The sequence below is a fragment of the Streptomyces syringium genome (assembly GCF_017876625.1).
GTDB lineage: Bacteria > Actinomycetota > Actinomycetes > Streptomycetales > Streptomycetaceae > Streptomyces > Streptomyces syringius.
Genome location: NZ_JAGIOH010000001.1, coordinates 2985086 through 3009698, shown reverse-complemented (window position 1 = coordinate 3009698; position 24613 = coordinate 2985086). Strand labels below are relative to the sequence as shown.

Genomic DNA, 24613 nt, shown 5'->3' with positions numbered 1-24613 from the left:
GCGCACGGAGGCGGTGGCGGGGCACGGAAGTGCTCCGCCACCGCCTCCTGTGCGTCGCTCAGCCCCGCGAGGTCGCCGCGTGCGGGACGGCGGCCCCGCCGAGCTCGACGGCCGAGCACCGCCAGCGCAGGTCCGTGCCGCGCTCCAGCCGGAAGGCCAGTGCCCGCAGCCGGTCCCCGGAGGCGATCCGGGCGAACGCCTCGATCACCTCCGGCCGTGGCCGGAATTCGTCGCAGCGCCGGACGACCGGGGTGCGCCGGCCCGGCGGGGCGGGGCGCAGGGGCGCCTGCGGGGCCAGCGCCGTCAGCTGGTCGTACGCCGCGCCCAGGGTGTGCCCGAGCATCCAGTGCACCGGGCGCTGTCCGCTGAGGGTGAGCAGCAGCCGGTTGGCGAACCAGTAGCGCGGCAGCCGTTCCCGTTCGCGGTGCCGGGCGGCGGGGTCCGTGCCCGGCCGCCGGGGGTCCGTGCGGCGCGGCGGAGCGGTCCGGGCGCCGGGCCGGGTGCCTCCTCCGGGCCTGGTCACGGCCCCGCCTGCCGTCCTGGTGCCGGTCCTGGTGGTGCTGCGGATCGTCTTCATACGGATCGCCCCCGCGATGCCGGGCCCGGTGCTGATACCAGGCGGTAGCTTCGGTCGGTGATCTTCTATCGGCGGGCTTCCGGGGGCGGCAAGGACGGCCGTCCGTCAGGGCGGCGCCCACCGGGCTTCACCTATCCGGGCCACGCGCCGCCGCGAGGCGTGCGCACGGCGGGGCCCGCGGGGTATCGGGGGTGGCCGGGCGCGGGGCTCCCGCCCTTCGAAGGGGGACGTGCGCCTTATGCTGGCTGGCAGCACGGTTGGTAAGCCTCGCGGCACTTCACGAAAGCGGCGGTCATGCGCGTCTACGTCCCTCTGACCCTTCCCGGTCTCGCCGAGGCGCACAAGGCGGGGCAGCTGGGCCCGGCTCCGCTGGACGCCTACGCGGTCACTCCCGCGCTGCGCGAGTGGTACGTCTCCGACGACATCGAGGAGCTGGAGTACGCGGCGCTCAGCCGCGCCGCCCAGGCCTCGCTGCGCAGGCTCGCGGCCGACCCCGACGCCCCGCGCCGGCGCGTCGTCGTGGCGGTGGACGTGCCCGAGGGTGCGGCGGTCGCCGACCCGGACCGCGCGCTGGACGAGTCCGCGCTCGGTGAGGTGCGGCTCGCGGCCGCGGTGCCGCTGGCGAAGGCGGCGGCCGTGCACGTCGACGCCGACGACGCCGAGGCCGATGTCGCGGCCGCGGCGGATGCTCTGGGCGCGGCGGACCACGGTGACGAGGACGCGCGCTTCACGGTGGACGGCGCGGAGGACCACGAGCTGATGTGGTTCGGCGTGCAGGAGCTCCCGAACCTCCTCTGACCTGCGCCGCGGAGCCGACGGCGGCGCGTTGTCACAGGTGGTCGGTACGGTCTTGTCATGGGGAAGCACGTGGCACACATCGTCTGGGACTGGAACGGCACGCTCTTTCACGACATCGACGCGGTGATGTCGGCGACGAACGCCGCCTTCGCGGAGATCGGCCTGGAGCCCATCACCCTGGAGCGGTACCGCGAGCTGTACTGCGTCCCGATCCCGCTCTTCTACGAGCGGCTGATGGGCCGCCTCCCCACCCAGGCCGAGTGGGACCATATGGACGTGGTCTTCCACCGGCACTATCTGGACCATCACCTGCGGTGCGGCCTCGCGGACGGCGCCGAGGCGCTGCTGGAGAGCTGGCAGGGCGCGGGCGGCACGCAGTCGATCCTGTCGATGTACGGGCACGAGCAGCTGGTGCCGCTGGTGCGCGGGTTCGGCATCGAGCGGAGATTCGTCCGGGTCGACGGCCGTACGGGCCCCTCGGGCGGCAGCAAGACCGCGCACATGGCCCGCCACCTCGCCGGGTTGGAGGGCATACCGGCGCGGCACGCGGTCGTCATCGGGGACGCCGTCGACGACGCGGTCGCCGCTGCCCACGTGGGTGCGCAGGCCGTGCTGTACACGGGCGGGTCGCACAGCCGCGCCAGCCTGGCGGCGGCCGGGGTGCCCGTCGTGGACAGCCTGGCGGAGGCCGTCGCGGAGGCGCAGCGGCTCGTCGGCTGAGGGCCGCCCGATCCGCGGCGTCGGCTTTCGGCCACAGCGGAGGGTCGAACGTCTTCGCGTCGCTGTCCAGATCGTCAAACTTCGGGCCCGGGTTTTGTACACAAACGGCTCATGACGGCAACCCCCGGAAGAGCGATAGCCTTACCAGGTGATCAGCGCGATATCCAGCAGGGGCGACGACGCCCCTGTCCTGCGCCCCGAGCGACACCTCGCCCGGGCGGCCGCTGATCCCTTCCACCGGGCGCGTCCGACGAAGTTCGTCAGGAACGGCCCGGTCTTCCCTCATTCCGGCATACCGTCGAATACGACCGGACACCCCGCGTCGCGACGGGATGCCATCACCATCTATGTCTCGCAACGGCGCGCGACAGGAGCCAGAGGACATGCAGACCAAGCTGGACGAAGCCAAGGCCGAGCTGCTCGAACGGGCGGCCCGTGTCGCTGAGAACAGCCCGGCCGGGGGGCAACAACCGACTGGGCCGAAGGGCGAGGGCAGTCTCGACCCGGAGACCCTGACCGCGTTCCTCCAGCGCTATTACCTGCACACCGCCCCGGAGGACCTCACCGGCCGTGACCCGGTCGACGTCTACGGGGCCGCGCTCTCGCACTACCGGCTCGCGGAGAACCGGCCGCAGGGCACCGCGAACGTGCGGGTGCACACCCCGACCGTCGAAGAGAACGGCTGGATGTGCAGCCACTCCGTGGTCGAGGTCGTCACCGACGACATGCCCTTCCTGGTCGACTCCGTCACCAATGAGCTCTCCCGCCAGGGCCGCGGCATCCATGTCGTGATCCACCCGCAGGTGATCGTCCGCCGTGATCTGACCGGCCGCCTGCTCGAGGTCCTCGGCTCCAACTGCGACGCCCACGGCACCGGCAAGGACGCCGAGCTGCCCCACGACGCCCTCGTCGAGTCCTGGATCCACGTCGAGATCGACCGCGAGACCGACCGCGGTGACCTCAAGCAGATCGCCGCCGATCTGCTGCGCGTGCTCTCCGACGTCCGCGAGACCGTCGAGGACTGGGCGAAGATGCGCGACGCCGCGCTGCGCATCGCGGAGAGCCTGCCCGCCGAGGCGGTCCCCTCCGACGTCCCCGCCACCGACGTCGTCGAGGCCGGCGAGCTGCTGCGCTGGCTGGCCGCCGACCACTTCACCTTCCTCGGCTACCGCGAGTACGAGCTGACGAAGGTCACCACCGAGAACGGCGAGGAGGACGTGCTCGCCGCCGTCCCCGGCACCGGCCTCGGCATTCTGCGCTCCGACCCCTCGCACCACGGCGAGGGCCACCACGCCGGGCCCGGCACCCACCTCGCCGGCCCCGCGTCGCCGTCCTTCAGCCGGCTGCCCGCGGACGCCCGCGCCAAGGCCCGCGAGCACAAGCTGCTGGTCCTCACCAAGGCCAACAGCCGCGCCACCGTGCACCGCCCCTCCTACCTCGACTACGTCGGGGTGAAGACCTTCGACGCCGACGGCAATGTGACCGGCGAGCGCCGCTTCCTGGGGCTGTTCTCCTCCGCCGCGTACACCGAGTCCGTGCGCCGCGTCCCGGTCGTCCGCCGCAAGGTCGAGCAGGTCCTCGCCGACGCGGGCTTCTCCCCGGACAGCCACGACGGCCGCGACCTGCTCCAGATCCTGGAGACCTACCCGCGCGACGAGCTGTTCCAGACCCCGGGCGACCAGCTGCGGTCCGTCGTCACCAGCGTGCTCTACCTCCAGGAGCGCCGCCGGCTGCGGCTGTACCTGCGCCAGGAGACCTACGGGCGCTACTACTCCGCCCTCGTCTACCTGCCCCGCGACCGGTACACCACCGGCGTCCGGCTGCGGCTGATCGAGATCCTCAAGGAGGAGCTCGGCGGCACCAGCGTCGACTTCACCGCCTGGAACACCGAGTCGGTCCTCTCCCGTCTCCACTTCGTCGTGCGCGTCGAGCCCGGGGCCACCCTGCGCCACCTCACCGATGCCGACGTCGAGCGCATCGAGGCCCGCCTGGTCGAGGCCGCCCGCTCCTGGGCGGACGGCTTCGCCGAGACGCTGACCGCCGAGGTCGGCGAGGAGCGCGCCGCCGAGCTGCTGCGCCGCTACGGCCATGCCTTCCCCGAGGGCTACAAGGCCGACCACAACCCGCGCAGCGCCGTCTCCGACCTCGGTCACCTGGAGAAGCTGACGACGGCCGGCGGCACCCACGACTTCGAGCTCAGCCTGTACGAGCCGGTCGGCGCGGCCCCCGGCGAGCGCCGCTTCAAGATCTACCGCACCGGCGAGCCGGTCTCCCTGTCCGTCGTGCTGCCGGTGCTCCAGCGGCTCGGTGTCGAGGTCGTCGACGAGCGTCCGTACGAGCTGCGCTGCTCGGACCGGAAGACCGCGTGGATCTACGACTTCGGTCTGCGGATGCCCGAGCGCGTCGAGGGCGAGGACGCCCGCGTCCGCTTCCAGGAGGCCTTCGCCGCCGTCTGGACCGGCCGCGCGGAGAACGACAACTTCAACAACCTGGTGCTGCGGGCCGGTCTCGACTGGCGGCAGGCGATGGTGCTGCGGGCGTACGCGAAGTACCTCCGGCAGGCCGGTTCGCCGTTCAGCCAGTCCTACATGGAGGACACCCTCAGCACCAACGTCCACACCACCCGGCTGCTGGTCAACCTCTTCGAGGCACGCATGTCGCCGGCGCTCCAGCGCGCCGGCCGCGAGCTGACCGACGGGCTGCTGGAGGAGCTGGACGGCGCCCTCGACCAGGTCGCGAGCCTGGACGAGGACCGCATCCTGCGGGCCTTCCTCACCGTCATCAAGGCCACGCTGCGCACCAATCACTTCCAGCGGACGCCGGACGGGAAGCCGCACGGCTACCTCTCCCTCAAGCTCGACCCGCAGGCGATCCCCGATCTGCCGGCCCCGCGCCCCGCGTTCGAGATCTGGGTCTACTCCCCGCGCGTCGAGGGCGTGCACCTGCGCTTCGGCAAGGTCGCGCGCGGTGGTCTGCGCTGGTCCGACCGGCGTGAGGACTTCCGCACCGAGGTCCTCGGCCTGGTCAAGGCGCAGATGGTGAAGAACACCGTCATCGTGCCCGTCGGCGCCAAGGGCGGCTTCGTCGGCAAGCGGCTGCCGGACCCGTCGGTGGACCGTGACGCGTGGCTGGCCGAGGGCATCGCCTCGTACAAGACCTTCATCTCCGGTCTGCTCGACATCACCGACAACCTGGTCGGCGGCGAGGTCGTGCCGCCGAAGGACGTCGTGCGCCACGACGAGGACGACACCTACCTCGTCGTCGCCGCCGACAAGGGCACCGCGACCTTCTCCGACATCGCCAACGAGGTCGCCCAGTCGTACGGCTTCTGGCTCGGGGACGCCTTCGCCTCCGGCGGCAGCGCCGGCTACGACCACAAGGGCATGGGCATCACCGCCCGCGGTGCCTGGGAGTCCGTCAAGCGGCACTTCCGCGAGCTGGGCCACGACACCCAGACCGAGGACTTCACGGTCGTCGGCGTCGGTGACATGTCCGGTGACGTCTTCGGCAACGGCATGCTGCTCTCCGAGCACATCCGCCTGGTGGCCGCCTTCGACCACCGGCACATCTTCCTCGACCCCACCCCGGACGCGGCCACGTCCTACGCCGAGCGCCGCCGTCTGTTCGAGCTGCCCCGCTCCTCCTGGGCCGACTACGACACCTCGCTGCTCTCGCACGGCGGTGGCGTCCACCCCCGCAGCGCGAAGTCGATCCCGATCAACGCGCAGGTGCGGGCGGCCCTCGGCCTCGACGCGGGCGTCAGCAAGATGACCCCCGCCGAGCTGATGAAGGCCATCCTGCACGCGCCGGTCGACCTGCTGTGGAACGGCGGCATCGGCACGTACGTGAAGGCGCACACCGAGTCGCACGCGGACGTGGGCGACAAGGCGAACGACGCGATCCGCGTCGACGGCCAGGACCTGCGGGTCAAGGTCGTCGGCGAGGGCGGCAACCTGGGCCTGACCCAGCTCGGCCGGATCGAGTTCGCGCTGTCGGGCGGACCGGAGTCCACCGGCGGCAGGATCAACACCGACGCCATCGACAACAGCGCCGGCGTGGACACCTCGGACCACGAGGTGAACATCAAGATCCTGCTCAACGCCCTGGTCACCGACGGCGACATGACCGTCAAGCAGCGCAACAAGCTGCTCGCCGAGATGACCGACGAGGTCGGCGAGCTGGTTCTGCGCAACAACTACGCGCAGAACACGGCGCTCGCCAACGCCGTGGCCCAGGCCCCCAGCCTGCTCCACGCCCACCAGCGGATCATGCGCCGGCTCACCCGTGACGGGCACCTGGACCGGGCCCTGGAGTTCCTGCCCAACGACCGGCAGATCCGCGAGCGGCTCTCCCAGGGCCGCGGGCTGACCCAGCCCGAGCTCGCCGTCCTGCTCGCCTACATCAAGATCACCACGGCCGAGGAACTGCTCGCCACCGACCTCCCGGACGACAAGTACCTCGAGCGGCTGCTCTTCGCGTACTTCCCCGAGGCGCTGCGGACGGCCTTCGCCGAGCAGATCGACGCGCACGCCCTGCGCCGCGAGATCATCACGACGGTGCTGGTCAACGACACCGTCAACAGCGGCGGTTCGACCTTCCTGCACCGGCTGCGGGAAGAGACCGGGGCCTCCCTGGAGGAGATCGTCCGGGCGCAGACCGCGGCCCGTGAGATCTTCGGCCTGGGCCGGGTCTGGGACGCGGTCGAGACGCTCGACAACACGGTCGCGGCGGAGGTGCAGACCCGGATCCGGCTGCACTCGCGGCGCCTGGTCGAGCGCGGCACCCGCTGGCTGCTCAACAACCGCCCGCAGCCGCTTCAGCTCGCCGAGACCATCGACTTCTTCCGCGACGGCGTGGCGGCGGTCTGGTTCCAGCTGCCCAAGCTGCTGCGCGGCGCCGACAGCGAGTGGTGGCAGTCGATCCACGACGAGCTGGTCGAGGCCGGGGTCCCGGACGACCTGGCGGTGCGGGTCGCGGGCTTCTCGTCCGTCTTCCCGGCACTCGATATCGTCGCCACCGGGGAGCGCACCGGCAAGGACCCGCTGGACGTGGCGGAGGTCTACTACGACCTCGGCGACCGGCTGCACATCAGCCAGCTGATGGACCGGATCATCGAGCTGCCGCGGTCCGACCGCTGGCAGTCCATGGCCCGTGCCTCCATCCGCGAGGACCTCTACGCGGCCCACGCGGCGCTCACCTCCGACATCCTCGCCGTGGGCAACGGCAGCTCCACCCCGGAGGAGCGCTTCCAGGCGTGGGAGGAGAAGAACGCCGCGCTGCTGAACCGGGCGCGCACGACGCTGGACGAGATCCGCGGTTCGGACGCGTTCGACCTGGCGAACCTGTCGGTGGCGATGAGGACGATGCGCACCCTGCTGCGTACGCACAACTGATCTGCGCCGAACGGCTGAAAGGGGCGGCCCCGGGGAAGTTCTCCCGGGGCCGCCCCTTCGCCGTGCTAAGAGAGACGGATGAAGGTCGTTCCGCGGCTGTGGTCCACCGCGCCGCGCCGCGAGGCCCTGGCCGCGGCGGCGGTGCATCTCGTCCTCGCGGCCCTCGGGTTCACCGTCCTGCTGCTGGTCAACCGCCATCTCGGGCACAGCGTGGAGTGGCTGCTGCGCCGCTGGGACAGCGGCAATTACCTGGCCGTGGCCGAGCACGGCTACCCGGGCCGGATCCCCTACCGCCCCAGCGGGCTGCCGGACTTCTCCCGGCTCGCCTTCTTCCCGCTCGTCCCCCTGCTGATCCGGGGCACGCGGCTGCTGACCGGGCTGCCCGTGGTGTACGCGGGGGTGCTGGTCTCCTGGTGCGCCGCCACGGTGGCCGCCGTGGGCGTGCACCGGCTCGTACGGACGCTGGGCGGCAGCGCGGCGGCCGGGTACGCGTGCGTGGCGCTGTGGTCCTGCTCGCCGTACGCCTTCGCGCTGTGGGTGCCGTACTCCGAGGGCGTCTTCAGCGCGCTCCTGGTGTGGGCCCTGGTGGCCCTGGTGCGGCGGAGCTGGCTGACGGCCGCCGTGCTGTGCGTCGTGGCGGGCACGGTGCGGCCGACGGTGGTGGTGCTGATCGGGGCGGTCGTCCTGGCGGCCGGGTGGGCGGTGGTGCGGGGGCGGGGCGGCGCGCAGGCCTGGGCGGCGCTCGCCCTGGCGCCGCTGGGGCTGCTCGGCAGCTGGCTGTACCTGGGCAGCCGGGTGGGGCGCGTGGACGGCTGGTTCGAGGCGGAACGGGCCTGGGGGCAGGCCTTCGACTACGGCCTCGGCACCGTGGACTTCCTGCGCAGCGTCCTGCTCTACGGCAAGCCGGAGCGGGTCACCGATCAGCGCAACGCGGCCGTGCTCGCGCTGGTGCTGCTCACGGCCGTCGCCGTGCTGGCCCTGGCGCTGGACCGGAGTGTGCCCTGGCCGTTGGTCGTGGTGGTCGCCGGGGCGTGGCTGCTGATGATGGGGACGCCCGGCTCGCCGTTCTCCAAGCCACGCTTCATGCTGCCGTTCCTGCCGGTTCCGCTGCTGTTGGTGGCCAGGCCGCTAGCGCGTGCTCCCTTAGGGGTCCAGGTCTGTCTCTACGGTGGAGGTGCGGTGGTCTCGGGGTGGTATGCGGCCGGCTTGCTCGTGCTGTTCGTGGGGTCCCCGTGAGGGGAGCCGTCCCCGTCGCCCGCCGGCTCGCGGGCGGGCAGGGCGCGGAACACCCAGGCGCGGTAGGACCAGAAGCGGAAGAGGGTCGCCGTCCCGATGCCGAGGAACTTGAAGAGGTTGCTCTGGAACGGGGTGTCCCAGCCGAAGCCGTAGGTGGCGATGTAGAGGACGCCGTTCTCGATCACCAGGCCGACGGCGCTGAAGACGGCGAAGAGGGCGATCTCCCTGCTGCGGCGGCTCTTGTCCCGGTCCCGGTAGGCGAAGTAGCGCAGCCCCAGGTAGTTGAAGGCGATGGCGACCAGCGTCGCGATCACGCTGCACCGGACGACGGGCAGGCCGGTGGTGGCGCGGCAGAGGTTGAAGACCGCGAGGTTGACGAAGATCCCCAGCCCGCCCACGGTGCCGAACTTCGCGAACTCCCGGCCGAGCGCCAGCAGCCCCGTGGGTCCGCCCGCGTGTTTCCCCCGCGGTGCGCGGCCTCCTCGCGTTCTTCGCCTCTCCCGTTTCCCTTGCGTTCCTCGCGTGTCCGTCAGGGGGGCCGATCGCTTCGCCGGTCGCAAGGGCTTCTCCAGATACGGTCGATTCGGTCGCCACGCAAAGCAGACATTTGCCAACAGGGAGCTGATTGTAGTGTAAATTGCCGCGAAAACTCACATGGTGCGACAGTGGCGTCACGAGGCGCGACGACGGGACGGGGGTGGCGATGCGCGACGACAGGTGCGAGGACGACGTGCGGGAACGACGTACGAGGACGGTGGCATGACTGAGGCGGTACTGCTCGTCGGCGGCAGGGGCACCCGGCTCCAGCCGCTCACCCTCAACACGCCGAAGCCGATGGTCCCGGCCGCGGGGGTGCCCTTCCTCGCCCACCAGCTGGCCCGTGCCAGGGCCGCGGGCGTCGACCACGTCGTGCTGGCCACGTCCTACCTCGCCGAGGTCTTCGAGCCGTACTTCGGCGACGGCTCCGCCCACGGGCTGCGGCTGACCTACGTCACCGAGGACGAGCCGCTCGGCACCGGCGGTGCTATCCGCGGCGCCGCCGGCGCTCTCGCCGCGGGCCCCGGCGAGCCCGTGCTCGTCTTCAACGGCGACATCCTCACCGGCCTCGACATCCCCGGCCTCCTCGGCAGCCACCGGCGTGCCGGGGCCGACGTCACCCTCCATCTGACCCGGGTGGCGGATCCGCGCGCCTTCGGCCTCGTCCCCACCGCCCCCGACGGCCGCGTCCTCGCCTTCACCGAGAAGCCCCAGCACCCGGACGAGATCGTCACCGACCAGATCAACGCGGGCGCCTACGTCTTCCGGCGCGAGATCATCGACTCCATCCCCACCGGCCGGCCGGTCTCCGTGGAGCGGGAGACCTTCCCCGGGCTGCTGGCCGACGGGGCGCTGCTGCACGGCGTCGTCGACGCCGCGTACTGGCTGGACCTCGGCCGCCCGGCCTCCTTCGTCCAGGCGTCCGCCGACCTCGTACGGGGCGTGGTCCGCTCCCCGGCCGTCCCCGGCGAGCCGGGCGAATACCTGGTGCTGCCCGGCGCCCGGGTCGAGAGCGGGGCCCTGCTCGCCGGCGGCACCGTCGTCGGCGCCGGTGCCCACGTCGCGGCGGGCGCCGAGGTCGAGGGGTCCGTCGTCCTGGAGGGCGCCCGCATCGAGGAGGGCGCGCGGATCCGGGCGTCCATGGTCGGCGCCGGCGCCCGGGTGGGCCCCCGGACGCTGCTCGACGGCGTCGTCATCGGCGACCACGCCGAGATCGGCGCGGACAACGAACTGTGCGACGGCGCCCGCGTCTGGTGCGGCATGACCATCCCTGACGCCGCCATCCGCTTCTCCGCCGTCTGACCGCCCATGGCCCCCTTCTCCCCGCTGCGAGCCCCCCGACCCTCCTCACCGACCCGGCGCCACACCCACAAGGACAGGCCCATGAGACCCACGCACACCCCCGCCGCCGTGCCCCCGCTGCCCGCCGAGTGGGCACGCACCGCGACGACCGTGGTGATGCCCACGTACAACGAGGCCGCGAACCTCCCCGCGATGGCCGAGGCCCTGATGGCCCTGCCCCTGGAGGGGCTGCGGCTGCTGGTCGTCGACGACAACAGCCCGGACGGCACCGGCAAGGTCGCCGAGGGCCTCGCCGAGCAGTACAACGAGCCGGGCCGCACCCGCGTCGGCGTCCTGCACCGCACCACCAAGGACGGCCTCGGCCGGGCCTACGCGGCGGGCATGGCCCGCGCCGTCGAGGAGGGCGCCGCGTACGTCCTGCAGATGGACGCCGACGGCAGCCACCCGCCCGGCAAGGTCGCCGAGATGCTCGGCGTCGCCCTCGCCACCGGCGCGGACGTCGTCGTCGGCAGCCGCTACGTGCCCGGCGGCACCCTCTCCGAGGCCTGGAGCCCGCACCGCAGGCTGCTCTCCCGCTGGGCCAACGCCTACGCCAGCACCATCCTCGGCACCCGCGTCCGCGACATCACCGGCGGCTTCAACCTCTGGAGCGCCGCCGCGCTGCGCACCGTCGACCTCTCCACCGTCGACAGCGCCGGCTACAGCTTCCAGGTCGAGACCAAGTACCGGGCGCTGCGGGCCGGGTTCACCGTCGTGGAGGTGCCGATCCACTTCGAGGACCGGACCGTCGGCGAGTCGAAGATGAATCTGTCCGTCCAGCTCGAATCCGTCGCCATGCCCTGGCGGCTGCGCGCGAAGGCCGTCCGTGATCCCGGCAGACCCGCCCACAAGCCCGCTCGCTGAGCACGTGGCCCCCGGGGTCACCACCGGCCTCCCGCGCCCCGGGTCGGACGCCGGGCGGCGGTTCGCGGGCGGCGCCGCCCTGCTGCTGTCCGTCCTGCTGCTGCTCATGGTCGTGCGGCTGCCCTGGGCCGGTGACCTCGGGGTGCACGCCGCGGTCCTGGAGCGGCTGCGCACCGACCTGTCCCACCCGGGCAACCCCCTGGTGGACGCACACACCCCGAGCCCGTACTACTCGCCGTGGACAGTGCTGCTGGCCGTCGTCGCCGAGACGACCGGCGCGCGCACCTTCTCCGTGCTGCGACTGGCCGCCCTCGTCGGTCTCGTCCTGCTGTTCACCGGCGTCCGGGCGTTCGTCGTCACCTTCACCCGCCGGGCGGCGGCCGTCCCGCTGGCCCTGCTGTGCGTGCTGCTGCTCTACGGGGTGCGGCTGTTCGCGTGGAGCGGCTTCCCGGGCCTCACCTCGCTGTCCCTGAGCCTCGCCTATCCGAGCACCTTCGCCCTGGGCCTCGCCTTCCACTTCCTCGCCCTGCTGCGCCGGGCCCTCGGCGGGCGCACCGAGGGGCCCCGGGGGCTGCCCGCGTTCGGGGCGCTCGGGGCGTTGCTGGCCTGTGTGCTGCTGAGCCATCAGTTCACGGGCGCGGTCGCCGTGCTCGGCGCCGCCGCGATGCTGCTGGGCGCCAGACCGTGGCCGGCCCGCGCGGTGTGGGCGCGGGCCGGGGCGGCGGCTGCGCTGACGCTGGTGTTGCTCGCCCTGTGGCCGTACTACCCCTTCTTCTCGCTGCCGGGCGCGGGCGGGCTGGACGCCATCCACCGGCCGCTCTACGACCATCTGGTGGTGAAGTTCTGCCTGGTGGGGCTGGGTGTCGTGGCGCTGGGTATGCGGTGGTGGCGCGACCGCCGCGACCCCCTGGTGATCTTCTTCCTGCTGGGTCTCGCCGTCTTCGCGGCGGGCGGGCCGAGCGGTCATCACTCCTGGGGCCGGATCCTCCCCGCCGTCCTCCTGCCCGCCCAGCTCGCACTGGCGATCGAGATCGCGGACGCCGGGGCGGACGCCTTCGCGCGCCGTTCGCGCGCGGTGGCCCCGGCGGTGGCGGTGACGGCCCTGGCCCTGCTGGCCGGGGCCTGGACGCAGGCCGGTGCGCTGGCCTACGTCCTGCGGGACGCGGCCCTTCCGCCGGTGCTGCGCGACGTCCACCGGATCGTCCCCTGGCCGTCGTTCGCCTGGGCGGCCCGCCAGGTGCCCAAAGGAGCGACGGTGATGACCGACGACTACTTCGCGCTGCGGATGCTCCCGGCCTACGGGCCGTACACCGTCGCCCCCGCCTACCCCGACTTCTTCCTCCCCGACGAGCGGCGGCGCCGGGAGGCGACCCGCCGCTACTTCGCCCCGGCCACCGCCCGGGCCGAGAGGCTCGGCATCCTCAAGGAGTACGGCGCGCGGTGGGTGGTGCAGCGGACCGGCGGCCCCGGGCTGCCGGAGGGCGACCCCGCGCTGCGCGAGGCCGCCCGGGGGCCGCGCGGACTGGCCCTGTTCGAGGTCGCCGAGGTGGGCAGGGGCGTCGTCTCGGCCCGGCGCGCCGGCCCGGCCACGGCGGGGAGTGCCCGATGACCGCGCCCGTGGCCCCTTTTGACCGGTCCGACGGGCCCGACGGGTCCGACGGGCCCGATGCCACCGGGCGGTGGCTGCGCGGTGGCGCGCCGTGGCCGGTGCTCGCGGCGGCGTCGCTCGTCTACGCGCTGAGCGTGTGGCAGGAGGCGAGCGCGGGCCGGCTGGGCGTCGACAACGCGGTGGTGGTGCGGGCCGCCCGGACGCTGCTCGACGGCGGCTCGCCCTACGCGGACAAACGGTTCCTCTATCCGCCGGGCGCCGTCTTCGCGGCCCTGCCCGAGACGCTGCTCACCGATCGCGGGGTGTCCTGCGTGGCGCCCGCCGCCACGGCCCTGCTCGTCCTGGTCAGCGTGGTGACGGCGCTGCGGATCTTCGGCGTACGCGCGGACAGCCGGCTCGCCGCCCTCACGGTCGCCGGGCTCGGCGTGTTCCTGCCGCTGCGCAGCGTCGTCCACCTCGCCAACTGGACCGTGTTCTCGGCCCTCGCGTTCCCCGCGGCCCTGCTCCTGGCGCGGCGCGGACGCTGGGGCGCGGCGGGCGTGGTCGTGGGGGTGGCGATCGCGCTGAAGCCGATACTGCTGCCCCTTCTGCTGCTGTTCGTCCTCGCCCGGCGGTGGCGGGCCCTGGCCTGGGCCGTGGGCGTCCCGGCCGTGGTGTCCCTGGGCGCCGCGTGGGCGATGCCCCGGCCGGGGCTGTTCTTCACCCGGACACTGCCGTTCCTGCTGCACGGGCAGGACGCCTACGCCCGCCCGTACGACGCCGCCTGGCCCTCGGTCCTGCCACGCCTCGGCATCCCGCCCTCGCTCGCGTCACTCCTCGCGGTGGGCGCCGCCGTGGCGGTCCTGGCCGTCGCCCGGCTGCGGTGGCGGCGCGGCGGGGAGCAGGGGCTGCGGCTCGTGGAGTGCGCGGCGCTGCTGATGCTCGCGGCGTTCCTGGTGTCGCGGCCGTCGTTCCTCCATTACGCGATGGTGGTGGTGCCGGCGCTGGTCGCGTCGGTGGTGGTCCGGGGGGCCGCGGTGCGCTCGGTGTGGTGCTGGCTGCCGCTGGTGCCGCAGGTCGCCGGGGTGAACTGGCCGGAGTTGCAGAGCGCCGAACGGCACGCCTTCAAGGACTTCGTCATGTTCACCGGAGTGACGGCGGCCCTGTGCGCGGCCGTGTGGCGGGCACGCCCGCACCCGGCTCCGGAGGTCACTGTCAGTGGTGGCACTTACGCTCTGTGTAGTGATCCCGACTCCCGGGACCACTCCGGAACGAGGTGAACTGTGACTGTCGCGCACCCCCTTCCCGGCCCCGACGTCAGCGTGGTCGTGATCGTCTACAACGACGCCGGCCGACTGCCGCGCGCCGTGCGGTCGGTGCTCGGCCAGTCGCTGCGCAACCTCGAAGTGATCATCGTCGACGACTGCTCCACCGACGACACCTTCGCCGTCGCCCGCAAGCTGACGGCCGCCGACCCCCGGGTGCGCCACATCCGGCTGCCGGTCAACAGCGGCGGCTGCAGCGCCCCGCGCAACGCGGGCATCGATGCCGCCCGGGCGCCCCATCTGATGTTCCTCGACAGCGACGACGAACTGCCCTACCACTCCTGCAAATCGCTGCTGCTCACCGCCGAGGAGACCGGTGCGGACCTCGTCACCGGCGAGGTCACCCGGCTGTTCGAGGAGAGCGGCACCACCGGCCTGTGGTACCCCGGCCTGTTCGAGGACGTGCGGCTGGTCGAGGGCATCCGCCGGGCGCCCGGTTTCTTCCTCGACCACCTCTCGACCAACAAGCTCTACCGCGCCGACTTCATCGCCCGGCAGGGCCTGCGCTTCCCCGAGGGCATCCACTACGAGGACCAGCTCTTCAGCGCCCAGGCCTTCACCCTCGCCCGGTCCTTCGCCGTCGTCCCCTGGCCCGTCTACACCTGGCGGCTCGCCGCCGACCCGGAACGGCTGTCCATCTCCTCCAGCCGCCACGAACTCCGCAATGCGGCGGACCGGATCCATGTGGCCCGGCTCATCGACACCTTCCTGGAGGAGACGGGCAACGCGGATCTACGGCCCGCGAAGGACGAGAAGTTCCTCCGCCACGACCTCCGCCTCTACCTCGGCGACCTGCCCTTCCGGGACCGCCGGTGGACCGAGGACTTCGCCGCGGAGGTCACGCCCTACCTGGACGGCATCGCCGCCGAGGCCTTCGCCGCGATGCCGCGCGAGCAGCAGATCTGCCAGTACCTGCTGCGTGCGGGCAGGCTCGACGAGGCCGCCGAGTGCGCCCGCACCCTCGACCGCCCCCAGCTCGCCCCGCGCCACGTCGTCCGGCGCGACGGGCGCACGTACTGGGGGCGGGAGCTGCCCGCGGGCGAGCGGGCCGCCGCCGGACTGGACATCACCGACTGGCGGCTGGACGACCAGCCCTTCGCCGCCGGACCACTGCGGCACGAGGTCGCCCGGCTGGAGGCCGACGGGCCGCTGCTGCGGCTCACCCTGCGCACCTACGACCCGGCACGGCTGCTGACCGGGCCCGGGGCGCAAGCCCTCACGGCCGAGCTGCGGCTTGCCGCGGCCGGCAAACCGCTGGCCGTTCCCTTCCGCTACGAGGAGGCGGACGGCGAGGTCCTCACGGCCGAACTGACCCTCGACCCACGGCTGATCCCGCTCGGGCCCAAGGGGTACCGGGGCCGCCGCCACCCCGTCGTCGTCCTCGGCCGGCTGGGCCTCACCCGCACCGACCCCCTGCTCGCCCCCGCCTTCCTGCCCGCCCTGCGGGTGGCCCTGCCCCTGCACGGGCCGCTCGCCGGGCACCGCGTCCGGGTGGACTGCGAGGGGCGCGGCGCGGGGCGGCTCACCTTCACCTGGGAGCGCGCGGGCGCCCTCGGCCACGCCGAGATCCTGGCCCCGCGCCTCACGCCCCTGCGCCGCCGGATCCACCGGCTGACCCGCCGCGTCACCGGCCCCCGCGCCAAGGCCCTGACCTACCACGAGCTGCAGAAACTGCCCATCGACAACGAGCTGGTGATCTTCGAGGCGCTGGAGGGCCGCGGCTACGCGGACAGCCCCCGCTATATCCACGAGGAGCTGCTCCGGCGCGGCCTGCCGCTGCGCGCCGTGTGGTCCTACTCCGGCAGCCGCTCCTCCTACCCCAAGGGCGTGCCGCTGATCAGACGGGGCAGCTGGGAGTACGTCCGTGCGGTCGCCCGCGCGCGATACTGGGTGGACTCGCACGGCTTCCCGATGATCTACGGCAAGCGGCCCGGCACCCGCTACCTCCAGACCTGGCACGGCCAGGCGTTCAAGCACATGGGCTTCGACGTGCCCGAGCTGCGGCTCGCCAGTGCCGAACGCAAGCGGCAGCACCGCGAGATGGTTGCCCGCTGGGACGCCCTCATCTCGCCCAGCACCGAGTTCGAGCGGACCTTCGTCCGGGCCAACGGCTTCACCGGCGAGCTGCTGCGCACCGGCCTGCCCCGCAACGACGTCCTCGTCCGCGGCGACGAACCCGCGCAGCGCGCCCGGGCCGCCGCCACCCGCGCACGGCTCCAGATCCCCCAGGCGAGCAAAGTGCTGCTCTACGCCCCCACCTTCCGCGACGGCGCGCGCGGCAGCGGCGAGTCCATCCGCGTGGACCTGGCCGGGCTCGTCCCGCTCACCGGGGACGAATGGACGATCGTGGTCCGCCCGCACTACTACGAGCGGTACACCGTGCCCCGCGAGCTGGGCCACGCGGTGCGCGACGGCCGGGACTTCACCGACCTCAACGACCTGCTGCTCGCCTCGGACGCGCTGCTCACGGACTACTCGTCGGTGATGTTCGACTACGCCAACCTGGGCCGGCCCATCCTGCTCTACACCGACGACTACGAGCAGTACCGCACCACCTCGCGCGGCACCTACTACGACCTGCCCGACATCGCCCCCGGCCCGATGCTGGCCACGACGGACGAACTGGCGGGGGCACTGAAGGACTTGGGCGCGGTGCGGGAGGAGTGGGCGGCGGCGTACGGCCGGTTCCAGAAGATGTTCAACTCCCACGAGACCGGGCGGGCGAGCGAAGCCGTCGTCGATCTGTTCTTCGCGGAGGAACGAGAAGGGAGGGCCCGGTGAGCCCGCGCACACTCCGCAATGTCTTCCTGGTCGGCATCGACGTGGACTCCATGGGCGGCTCGCAGCGCGTGCTGCACACCCTCGCCCAGGGCTTCGCCGAGCGCGGGCACCGCGTCGATCTGATCGGGATCCGGCCGAGTCCCGAACCCCACACGTACGTCACCGACCCGGGGTACCGGCACGCCACGCTCTACCCCTCGCCCCCCGCGCCCGCCTGGCGGGCCGCCTCCTTCGCCGAGCGGCTGCACCCCGCCCGGCTGCGGGACGCCCGGGCCGAGCGGCGGGAGCGGGACCTGGCCCGGACGCGGCTGGCCCGGCGGTTCGCGGAAGTCCCCGACGGCTACGTGATCATCGGCTCGCCCTGGGCCGCGGTCTGGCTGAAGGCCGTCGAGCGGTCGCACCTGAAGGGGATCGGGCAGTACCACGAGTCGTTCTTCCAGGCCTGTCACTCCGCGAACCTCCAGCTGATCCTGCGGCACTACCCGGAGCTGGAGAAGTCGGTGTTCCTCAGCGAGCCGGACGCGGCGGACTTCCGCCGCCGACGGCTGCCCAACGCGACGGCGCTGCCGAACCCGGTGCCCTTCACCCCCGCCGCCCCCGCGCCCCTGGACACCCGGCGCGTCGGCGCGGTCGGGCGGCTGGAGCCGGTCAAGCGGCTGGACCGGCTGGTCGACTCCTTCGCCGCGGCCTGCGCCGACCGGCCCGGCTGGGAGCTGCACCTGTTCGGTGACGGCCCGCTGGAGCCGGAGCTGCGCGCGCAGGCCGAGCGGCTCGGCGTCGCGGGCCGGGTCCGCTTCCACGGCAGTGTGCGGGACATGGCCGCCGCGTACCGGGAGCTGTCCGTGGTGGCCCTGACCAGCGAGCGCGAGGGGCGCCCGATGGCGCTCGCGGAGGCGTCCGCCGCCGGGGTGCCCTGCGTGAGCTTCGAGCTGTCCGGCGGTGTGCGCGAGCTGGTCGACCACGGCCGCACGGGCACGCTCGTGCCGCCCGGCGACACGGCGGCGTTCACCACGGCCCTGCGGGAGCTGGTCGAGGACGACGGCCTGCGCGAGCGCTACGGCCGCGCCGCGCGCGACCACGTCGCCCCGCTGGCGCTGCCCGCCGTGCTGGACCGGTGGGAGGCGCTGTTCGAGGAGATCGACCGGTAGGGGCGGGGAGCCCAACGCAGAGAGAGAGGGGGCGGTGATGCGGAAGACTGTCCGACGGATCGTCGGCTGCGGGCTGAGAGTGCCGCCTGCGGCGGCGAGCGCCCTGCGGGCGCGTCCTCAATCGCCGGACCGGCTTGGTCGGGGCTGGGCTCAGCCACAACCAGCCCGTCCGGCGATTGAGGACACCGCCGCGCAGCGGTGGTGCGGACGCCACGGACTAGGCGTCGTCAGAGGGCGGCGGCGGGGCGAGAAGAAGGCCATGGCGCCCGCGGCAGGCGAGGCGGGTCCGCGCCCGGCGCAGCCTGCGCCGGGCGATGTCCAGCGCGCTGCGCGCACCGGGCGCCAGCCGCAGCGCGAGGGAGCCGCCGGCCGTGGCATACGGCTGGGCCAGCAGGATTCCGTGGCGCAGGCTGGGCAGGACGGTCCGGCGCAGCCCGCTGCCGACGGCCCGTACGGTCGTGCGGAACGAGGCGCCGTTCGCGCAGTGCACCCGCACCCGCACGTCCCACACCTGCGGCGCGGCGGTGCCGTCGCGGCGTCCCCGGGCGGCCAGCGCGCTGAGGCCGAGGGAAAGGTGCGCGGTCCACGTCGAGCCGTCGTGGGCCAGCGGGAGGCTGCGGGTGAGGAGCGCGGCGCCGTCCCGGTGGCGCAGTTCGACGTCGACGGTGTGCGGGCGGGCCACGGCCAGCCGCCCGTACAGGTCATGGACGCGCAGCCCCAGTTCGAAGCGGGGTCCGGCGGGGGCGGGCGCCCGGGGCGAGGGGGGTGCGCCCGGGGTGACGGGCGGCCGTGGCGAGGTGTCCGTTCCCGGCAGGGCGGGCGAGGGCGGCGGCCCGTGGTCGTCGGCCCGGGGGAGGGGCCAGGGGCGGAGCCCGGACAGGGAGGGCAGCGGCGGCAGTCCGCGCAGCGCGGCGCGGGGGCCGGTCACGGCGCGTGCCGCCGCGTCGACGGTGATCGGCAGCCGGTGGGGCGGTGGGGAGCCGGGGCCGGTGAGCCCGTCGAGTTCCACCCGCGGCAGGTCCTCCGCCCACACCGGCCGCCCGTCGGTCTCGGCATAGGGCGGCAGCAGCCGGGCCGGGCGGGCGGCCAGCTGGGAGAGGCGGTCCAGGTCGCGCGGCGTCTCGGAGGCCAGCACGACCCGGGCGATCCAGCGGGCGGGCAGCCGGGCGGAGCACAGCTCGACCTCGTCGTACCCGGCCAGCCGGTCGCGGGCCAGCCGCCACCACGCGCGACGGTACGCGGGGCTGCGGGTGGGCAGTTCGCGGACGTACATGCGCAGATCGTGGTCGAGGAACTTCACCCGCGCGGCGTGCGCGAGGGGTTTGCCGCCGGAGTCGAGGAGGATCTGCACGCTCCGCCGGTGGGCGGCCAGGCGCGCCCGCCAATTGGCGACCCGGTCACGGTCGAGGGAGATCGACGGCTTGGCCGCGTCGCGGCGCACGTGCCAGATGTAGACGGTGTCGGGCACGGTCGCCACCCGGGGCGCCGCCGCGAGGACCTGGGCGGTGAAGACGAAGTCCTCGTAGGGGAAGGGGCCCTCGGGGAAGGCGATGCCGTGCTCGGTGAGGAAGTCCCGCGCGTAGAGCTTGTTGACGCAGAGGGTGTCGTGGACGAGCGCCGGGTGGTCCCCGGGGATCCGTACGGCGGGCCGCCGGTAGAGGCCGGGCTGCCACCGGGTGTCGTGGCGCCGGGGCAGCTCGCGGCGTACGCACAGGCCCGCCGAGACGGGGGCCCGGTGCCGCAGGGCGGCCCCCAGCAGGGCGTCCGCCGCGCCCGGCGGGAGCACGTCGTCGCTGTCGAGGAACATCACATAGGGCGCGGTGGCGGCCCGTACGCCGTCGTTGCGGGGGGTGCCGCAGCCTCCGCTGTTGGCCGGGCGGTGGATGACCCGCAGGCGCGGGTGGCGGGCGGCCAGCTCGTCGAGGAACGCGCCGGTGCGGTCGGTGGACGCGTCGTCCACGGCGATGACCTCGGCGACGGCGGGGCCCTGGGCGAGCGCGGAGTGGACGGCGTCGCGGATGTGCCCGGCGTCATTGAAGCCGATGACGATCACGCTGACCCGCGCGACGGGCGGGGCGTCCGGGTCGCGCTCGAAGGTTTCGCTGTCGCTCGCTGCCACAGAACACAGTTTTACCTACGTATTCCCATCAAGCAGGGCATTGCGCCCATAGGTGCGATCACCCGGCGCGGAGACGCGGGCCGGGACAGGGACAAGGAGCGGCAGGGATGAAGGGAGGGGCCGGAATGGGGCGGACCGGACCGACGGTGCCGGCAGGGCTCGGGGGCCCGGCGCGGCGCGCCGACCGGGCGGCGGTGCGGCGGCCCGCCATCACGGACCCGGAGCCGGACGGCCAGCCGGGCACGGAGACGGGCACGGAGACGGGCACGGAGACGGGCAGGGAGACGGGCACGGAGACGGGCACGGAGACGGGCAGGGAGACGGGCTGGGAGCCGGACGGGCTGCCGGGCCCGTCGGCCGGTGCGCCGCCCCGGGGCGTACGGAAGCGCACGGCGGCAGCCGCCGTCCTGACGCCCGCCGCCGTGATGCTCGCGCTCGGGCTGTGGGGGCTGGACCGGGGCACGATGTGGCGGGACGAGAGCGCGACGATCCAGGTGGCCCGCCGCTCGCTGCCCGAGATCTGGCACCTCCTCGGCACGATCGACGCCGTGCACGGCCTCTACTACCTCCTCATGCACGCCGTGCTGGCCGTGCGCGACGACGAGCTCGCGCTGCGCGTGCCGTCCGTCCTCGCCACCGCGGCCACCGCCGCCCTGGTCGGTGCGATCGGATGCCGGCTGGCCCGCCCCCGGGTCGGGCTGTGGGCCGGGCTGCTCTACGCCACCACCCCGTTCGTCAGCCACTACGCGCAGGAGGGCCGCTCCTACGCGCTCGTCGCCACCGGTGCCGCGCTGGCCACCTGGCTGTTGATCCGGGCCGTCGAACATCCCTCGTACGGGCGCTGGACCGGCTACGGCGTGGCCGTCGGGGTCACCGCGCTGCTCCACGAATTCGCGATCCTGCTGCTGGCCGCCCACGGCCTGACCCTGTTGCTCTCCCGGGTGGCGTGGCGGACATGGCGCGGATGGGGGTGCGCGGCGTCGGCCGCGGCGCTGGCGCTGCTGCCGCTCGCCCTCTTCTCCCAGGGGCAGAGCGGCCAGGTCTCCTGGATCAGGACGCCCGGCCCCGAGGAGGCCGAGGCCCTGCTGCGCGCCTTCGCGGGCCCCGGTGACACCGTCCTCGCCGGCACGCTCCTCCTCGCCGCCGTGGCGCTGCTCGTCCCCCGCCCCCGCACCGGGGCCCTCCACCTCGGCGCGGTCGCCCTGCCCCTCGCCCTCGTCCCGCCGGCCCTGCTGTACGCCGCCGCGCAGTGGCAGCCCCTCTTCCTCGACCGGTATCTGCTGTTCGGCCTCGCGGGCGTGCCGCTGCTCGCCGCCGCCGGGGCCGACCGCGTCCTCGGGCTCGTGCCCGTGCCCCCGCGCGGGCGGTGGGCCGTGGCGGCGGCCGGCGCCGCCGTCGTCGCGGGGGCCTTCGCCGGACAGCTCCCCGAGCAGGAGCGCGAGCGGCTGCCGGCCAGTCGCGGTGACGAACTCGCCCGGACCGCCTCGGTGGTCGGGCGGCTGGCGCGGCCCGGCGACGCGGTGCTGTTCCTGCCGCTGCACGAGCGCCGCGTGGCCCTCGCCTACCCACGGGACTTCACCGGCCTGCGCGACCTCACCCTCCAGCGGTCACCCGCCGCCTCCGGCACCCTCTTCGGCGAGGAGGTGCCGGCCGCCGAGCTGCGCGCCCGGTTGGCCCGGCTCCCCGCGAGCGGCCGGGTGTGGGTCGTGTCGGACACCAACGCCGGCGACCGCTGGATCCGCTCCCAACGCGCCGAGCACGCCAAGACCACCGTCCTCGGCGAGCTCTACCGCGAGGAGTCCTCGGTGTTCGTGCGCGGTGGCGCGGTGTCGCTGTACGTCCGCAGATAGGGCATGAGTCCGCGGACCGGTCTTACGACCCGCGTCCGCGGACCGGCTCCGCCCGCGCACCGGGCGGAGCCGTCCGAGTGTCACTTGACGCCGCCCGCCATGATGCCGTTGACGAACTGGCGCTGGAAGGCGAAGAAGACCGCCAGCGGCACGATCATCGAGAGGAAGGCGCCCGGGGCGAGGACGTCGATATTGCTGCCGAACTGCCGGACCTGCTGCTGGAGGGCGACCGTGATCGGCGGGTTGCCGCTGTCCGCGAAGATCAGCGCGATCAGCAGGTCGTTCCACACCCACAGGAACTGGAAGATGCCCAGCGAGGCGATGGCCGGGCCGCCCAGCGGCAGCACCACCCGGGTGAACAGCCGCAGCTCCCCGGCCCCGTCCAGCCGGGCCGCCTCCAGCAGTTCCCGGGGGATCTCGGCGAAGAAGTTGCGCAACAGGAAGACCGCGAAGGGCAGCCCGAAGGCGGTGTGGAAGAGGATCACCCCTGGCGTCGTCTCGAAGACCCCGAGGGTGTTGAAGAGCTTCGCGACCGGAATGAGCGCCACCTGCACGGGGACGACGAGCAGCCCGACCACGACCATGAACCACCAGTCCCGGCCCGGGAAGTCGAGCCAGGCGAAGGCGTAACCGGCGAGCGCGCCGATCAGGATGACCAGCACCGTCGAGGGGACGGTGATCGCAGCGGTGGTGAGGAGGGACCCCATCACCTTGTCGTTGCCGAGCAGATCGCCGTAGTTCTGCGTCGTCAGCCCGCCGGGGTGACTGAAGACCTGCCACCAGCCCGAGGCCTCGATGTCCGCCTCGTCGCGCAGCGAGGAAAGCAGCAGCCCGACTGTGGGCATCAGCCAGAACAGGCCGACGACGAGGAGGAAGACGCGCAGGGCGCCCCCGCCGGCCCGGGCGGCGATCCGCGCGGGAAGCGACCGCTTCGCCCGTACGGCCGTGTCCGTGGTGGTCATCGCCGCCGCTCCCTTCGGATCCTTCGTATGTTCACGAGCATCACCGGCAGGACGAGCAGCAGCAGGAGGACGGCGATGGCGCTGCCGACACCCTGGTTGACGTCCGTGCCGAAGGACGACTGGTAGAGCTGGAGGGCGAGGACGTTGGCGTTGTCGAGGCTGGAGCCGGGGGCGATGATGTAGACGAGGTCGAAGATCTTCAGCACGTTGATCATGAGGGTGATGACGACGACCGCGAGGACGGGCGCCAGCAGCGGCACGGTCACCCGGCGGAAGACCTGCCATTCGCTCGCGCCGTCGACGCGGGCCGCCTCCAGCAGTTCGCGGGGCACTCCCGCCAGGCCCGCCGCGACGAGGACCATCGCGAAGCCCGCCCACATCCAGATGTACGAGCCGATGATGGCGGGGGTGACGAGTGTCGGGCCCAGCCAGTCGACGCCGCCGTAGGAGGCGGCGAAGTTGGCGGCCGGAAGGCGCAGCTGGGCGCCCGCCGCGGAGTCGGGCAGGGTGAAGGTGCCGTCGGCGGCCGAGGTCGCCGAGGCGACGGTCTTCCCGTCCTTGACCGCCTCGACCCTGACGCCCGCCAGAGCCTTCTCGCCCTTGTCGATGCGCCCCGCCGTGCCGCTGCCGCCCTTGGCGAAGTCCAGCCACACCGTGCCGGTGACCTTCCCCGCCACCTCCCGCGGCGGGACGGCGTCCCGGGCGCCGCTCACGTCCTCCGGTTTGACGGCCACCAGCGGCAGAGCCGCCGGAGTGCCCGCCCGTACGGCCGACTTGGTGGTGAACGCGCCGCCGCCGCTCGCCGCCAGGTCCCCGGTCGGCCGGGGGTGCGCGCCGGGGAAGGGCGCGGGGCCGGCGAAGGTGTCGTGGACACCGACCCACACCGCGTTGGCCACGCCGCGGTCCGGGTCCTGCTCGTACACCAGCCGGAAGATGATGCCCGCGGCGAGCATGGAGATCGCCATCGGCATGAAGACCACCAGCTTGAACGCCGTGGCCCAGCGGATCCGTTCGGTCAGGACCGCGAAGATCAGACCGAGGGCGGTGGCGACGGTCGGGCCGACGGCCACCCAGATGACGTTGTTCCGCAGGGCCGTGCGGATCCGGTCGTCGGTGAAGACCTCGCGGTAGTTGTCGACGCCCACGAAGCCGCCGCCGGAGGCGTCGAAGAGGCTGCGGTGGACGGAGTAGCCGATGGGGTAGACGACGAGGGCGCCGAGCAGGGCCAGCGCGGGCAGCAGGAAGCAGGCGGCGACCCACGGCCGGGTGCCGAGCACGCTCCTGGACGGGGTGACGGGCGGGTCGCCGGGCGTCGGCACGGGCCCGGAGGCCGGTCCGCCGCCCGCTGTCGCGGTCGACATGATGACGCGGCCG

16 protein-coding genes are annotated in these 24613 nt (G+C 73.5%); 11 read left to right on the top strand and 5 right to left on the bottom strand.

The window, feature by feature from the left end:
• Positions 1-58: 58 nt before the first annotated feature.
• Positions 59-577 (bottom strand): Rv3235 family protein, encoded by a 519-nt coding sequence (locus JO379_RS13295; protein ID WP_245381455.1) that lies wholly within the window; start codon positions 575-577, stop codon positions 59-61.
• 294 nt (positions 578-871) lie between these two features.
• On the opposite strand from JO379_RS13295, the gene JO379_RS13290 reads away from it, so the two are divergent.
• From JO379_RS13290 to JO379_RS13275, 4 genes are all read left to right on the top strand, one after another.
• Positions 872-1375, top strand: coding sequence for a DUF6912 family protein (locus tag JO379_RS13290; RefSeq protein ID WP_130878130.1), 504 nt, complete (start codon positions 872-874; stop codon positions 1373-1375).
• A gap of 57 nt (positions 1376-1432) precedes the next feature.
• Entirely contained in the window at positions 1433-2095 is a 663-nt protein-coding gene (locus JO379_RS13285) for an HAD family hydrolase (RefSeq protein ID WP_130878129.1), read from the top strand.
• Positions 2096-2478: 383 nt separating this feature from the next.
• A complete protein-coding gene (locus JO379_RS13280) occupies positions 2479-7488 on the top strand; it encodes an NAD-glutamate dehydrogenase (RefSeq protein ID WP_209515062.1) in 5010 nt (1669 codons plus the stop codon).
• A 78-nt stretch (positions 7489-7566) separates the two neighbouring features.
• Positions 7567-8724 (top strand): putative hexosyltransferase, encoded by a 1158-nt coding sequence (locus tag JO379_RS13275; protein ID WP_209515060.1) that lies wholly within the window; start codon positions 7567-7569, stop codon positions 8722-8724.
• Here the strand turns inward: JO379_RS13275 and JO379_RS13270 are convergent.
• Complete coding sequence (locus JO379_RS13270) at positions 8652-9158, bottom strand: GtrA family protein (protein ID WP_130878146.1); 507 nt, start codon at positions 9156-9158, stop codon at positions 8652-8654. The genes JO379_RS13275 and JO379_RS13270 overlap by 73 nt on opposite strands.
• Positions 9159-9483: 325 nt before the next feature.
• On the opposite strand from JO379_RS13270, the gene manB reads away from it, so the two are divergent.
• From manB to JO379_RS13240, 6 genes are all read left to right on the top strand, one after another.
• Positions 9484-10563: a mannose-1-phosphate guanylyltransferase gene (gene manB, locus JO379_RS13265; RefSeq protein ID WP_130878126.1), complete on the top strand. Its 1080-nt coding sequence runs from the start codon at positions 9484-9486 to the stop codon at positions 10561-10563.
• Between the two features lie 81 nt (positions 10564-10644).
• Positions 10645-11466, top strand: a complete 822-nt coding sequence (locus JO379_RS13260; RefSeq protein WP_130878125.1) for a polyprenol monophosphomannose synthase — start codon at positions 10645-10647, stop codon at positions 11464-11466.
• Between the two features lie 4 nt (positions 11467-11470).
• Positions 11471-13075, top strand: coding sequence for a hypothetical protein (locus JO379_RS13255; protein WP_307841983.1), 1605 nt, complete (start codon positions 11471-11473; stop codon positions 13073-13075).
• Positions 13072-14334: a glycosyltransferase family 87 protein gene (locus JO379_RS13250; protein ID WP_209515058.1), complete on the top strand. Its 1263-nt coding sequence runs from the start codon at positions 13072-13074 to the stop codon at positions 14332-14334. Before JO379_RS13255 ends, JO379_RS13250 begins: the two co-directional genes overlap by 4 nt.
• 3 nt (positions 14335-14337) lie before the next feature.
• Positions 14338-17160, top strand: a complete 2823-nt coding sequence (locus JO379_RS13245) for a bifunctional glycosyltransferase/CDP-glycerol:glycerophosphate glycerophosphotransferase (RefSeq protein ID WP_209515056.1) — start codon at positions 14338-14340, stop codon at positions 17158-17160.
• On the top strand, positions 17157-18308 hold the full coding sequence (locus tag JO379_RS13240) for a glycosyltransferase (protein ID WP_242626086.1): 1152 nt from the start codon (positions 17157-17159) through the stop codon (positions 18306-18308). Before JO379_RS13245 ends, JO379_RS13240 begins: the two co-directional genes overlap by 4 nt.
• 217 nt (positions 18309-18525) lie before the next feature.
• Here JO379_RS13240 and JO379_RS13235 read toward each other — a convergent pair whose 3' ends face one another.
• Positions 18526-20427 (bottom strand): glycosyltransferase family 2 protein, encoded by a 1902-nt coding sequence (locus tag JO379_RS13235; RefSeq protein ID WP_130878122.1) that lies wholly within the window; start codon positions 20425-20427, stop codon positions 18526-18528.
• 125 nt (positions 20428-20552) lie between these two features.
• Here JO379_RS13235 and JO379_RS13230 point away from each other — a divergent pair, with 125 nt between their 5' ends.
• Entirely contained in the window at positions 20553-22277 is a 1725-nt protein-coding gene (locus tag JO379_RS13230; RefSeq protein ID WP_245381454.1) for a glycosyltransferase family 39 protein, read from the top strand.
• An 80-nt stretch (positions 22278-22357) separates the two neighbouring features.
• Here the strand turns inward: JO379_RS13230 and JO379_RS13225 are convergent, their stop codons facing one another.
• Positions 22358-23239, bottom strand: coding sequence for a carbohydrate ABC transporter permease (locus JO379_RS13225; protein ID WP_130878121.1), 882 nt, complete (start codon positions 23237-23239; stop codon positions 22358-22360).
• A complete protein-coding gene (locus JO379_RS13220) occupies positions 23236-24600 on the bottom strand; it encodes a carbohydrate ABC transporter permease (RefSeq protein ID WP_130878120.1) in 1365 nt (454 codons plus the stop codon). The genes JO379_RS13225 and JO379_RS13220 overlap by 4 nt, the downstream gene beginning before the upstream one ends.
• Positions 24601-24613: the final 13 nt, after the last annotated feature.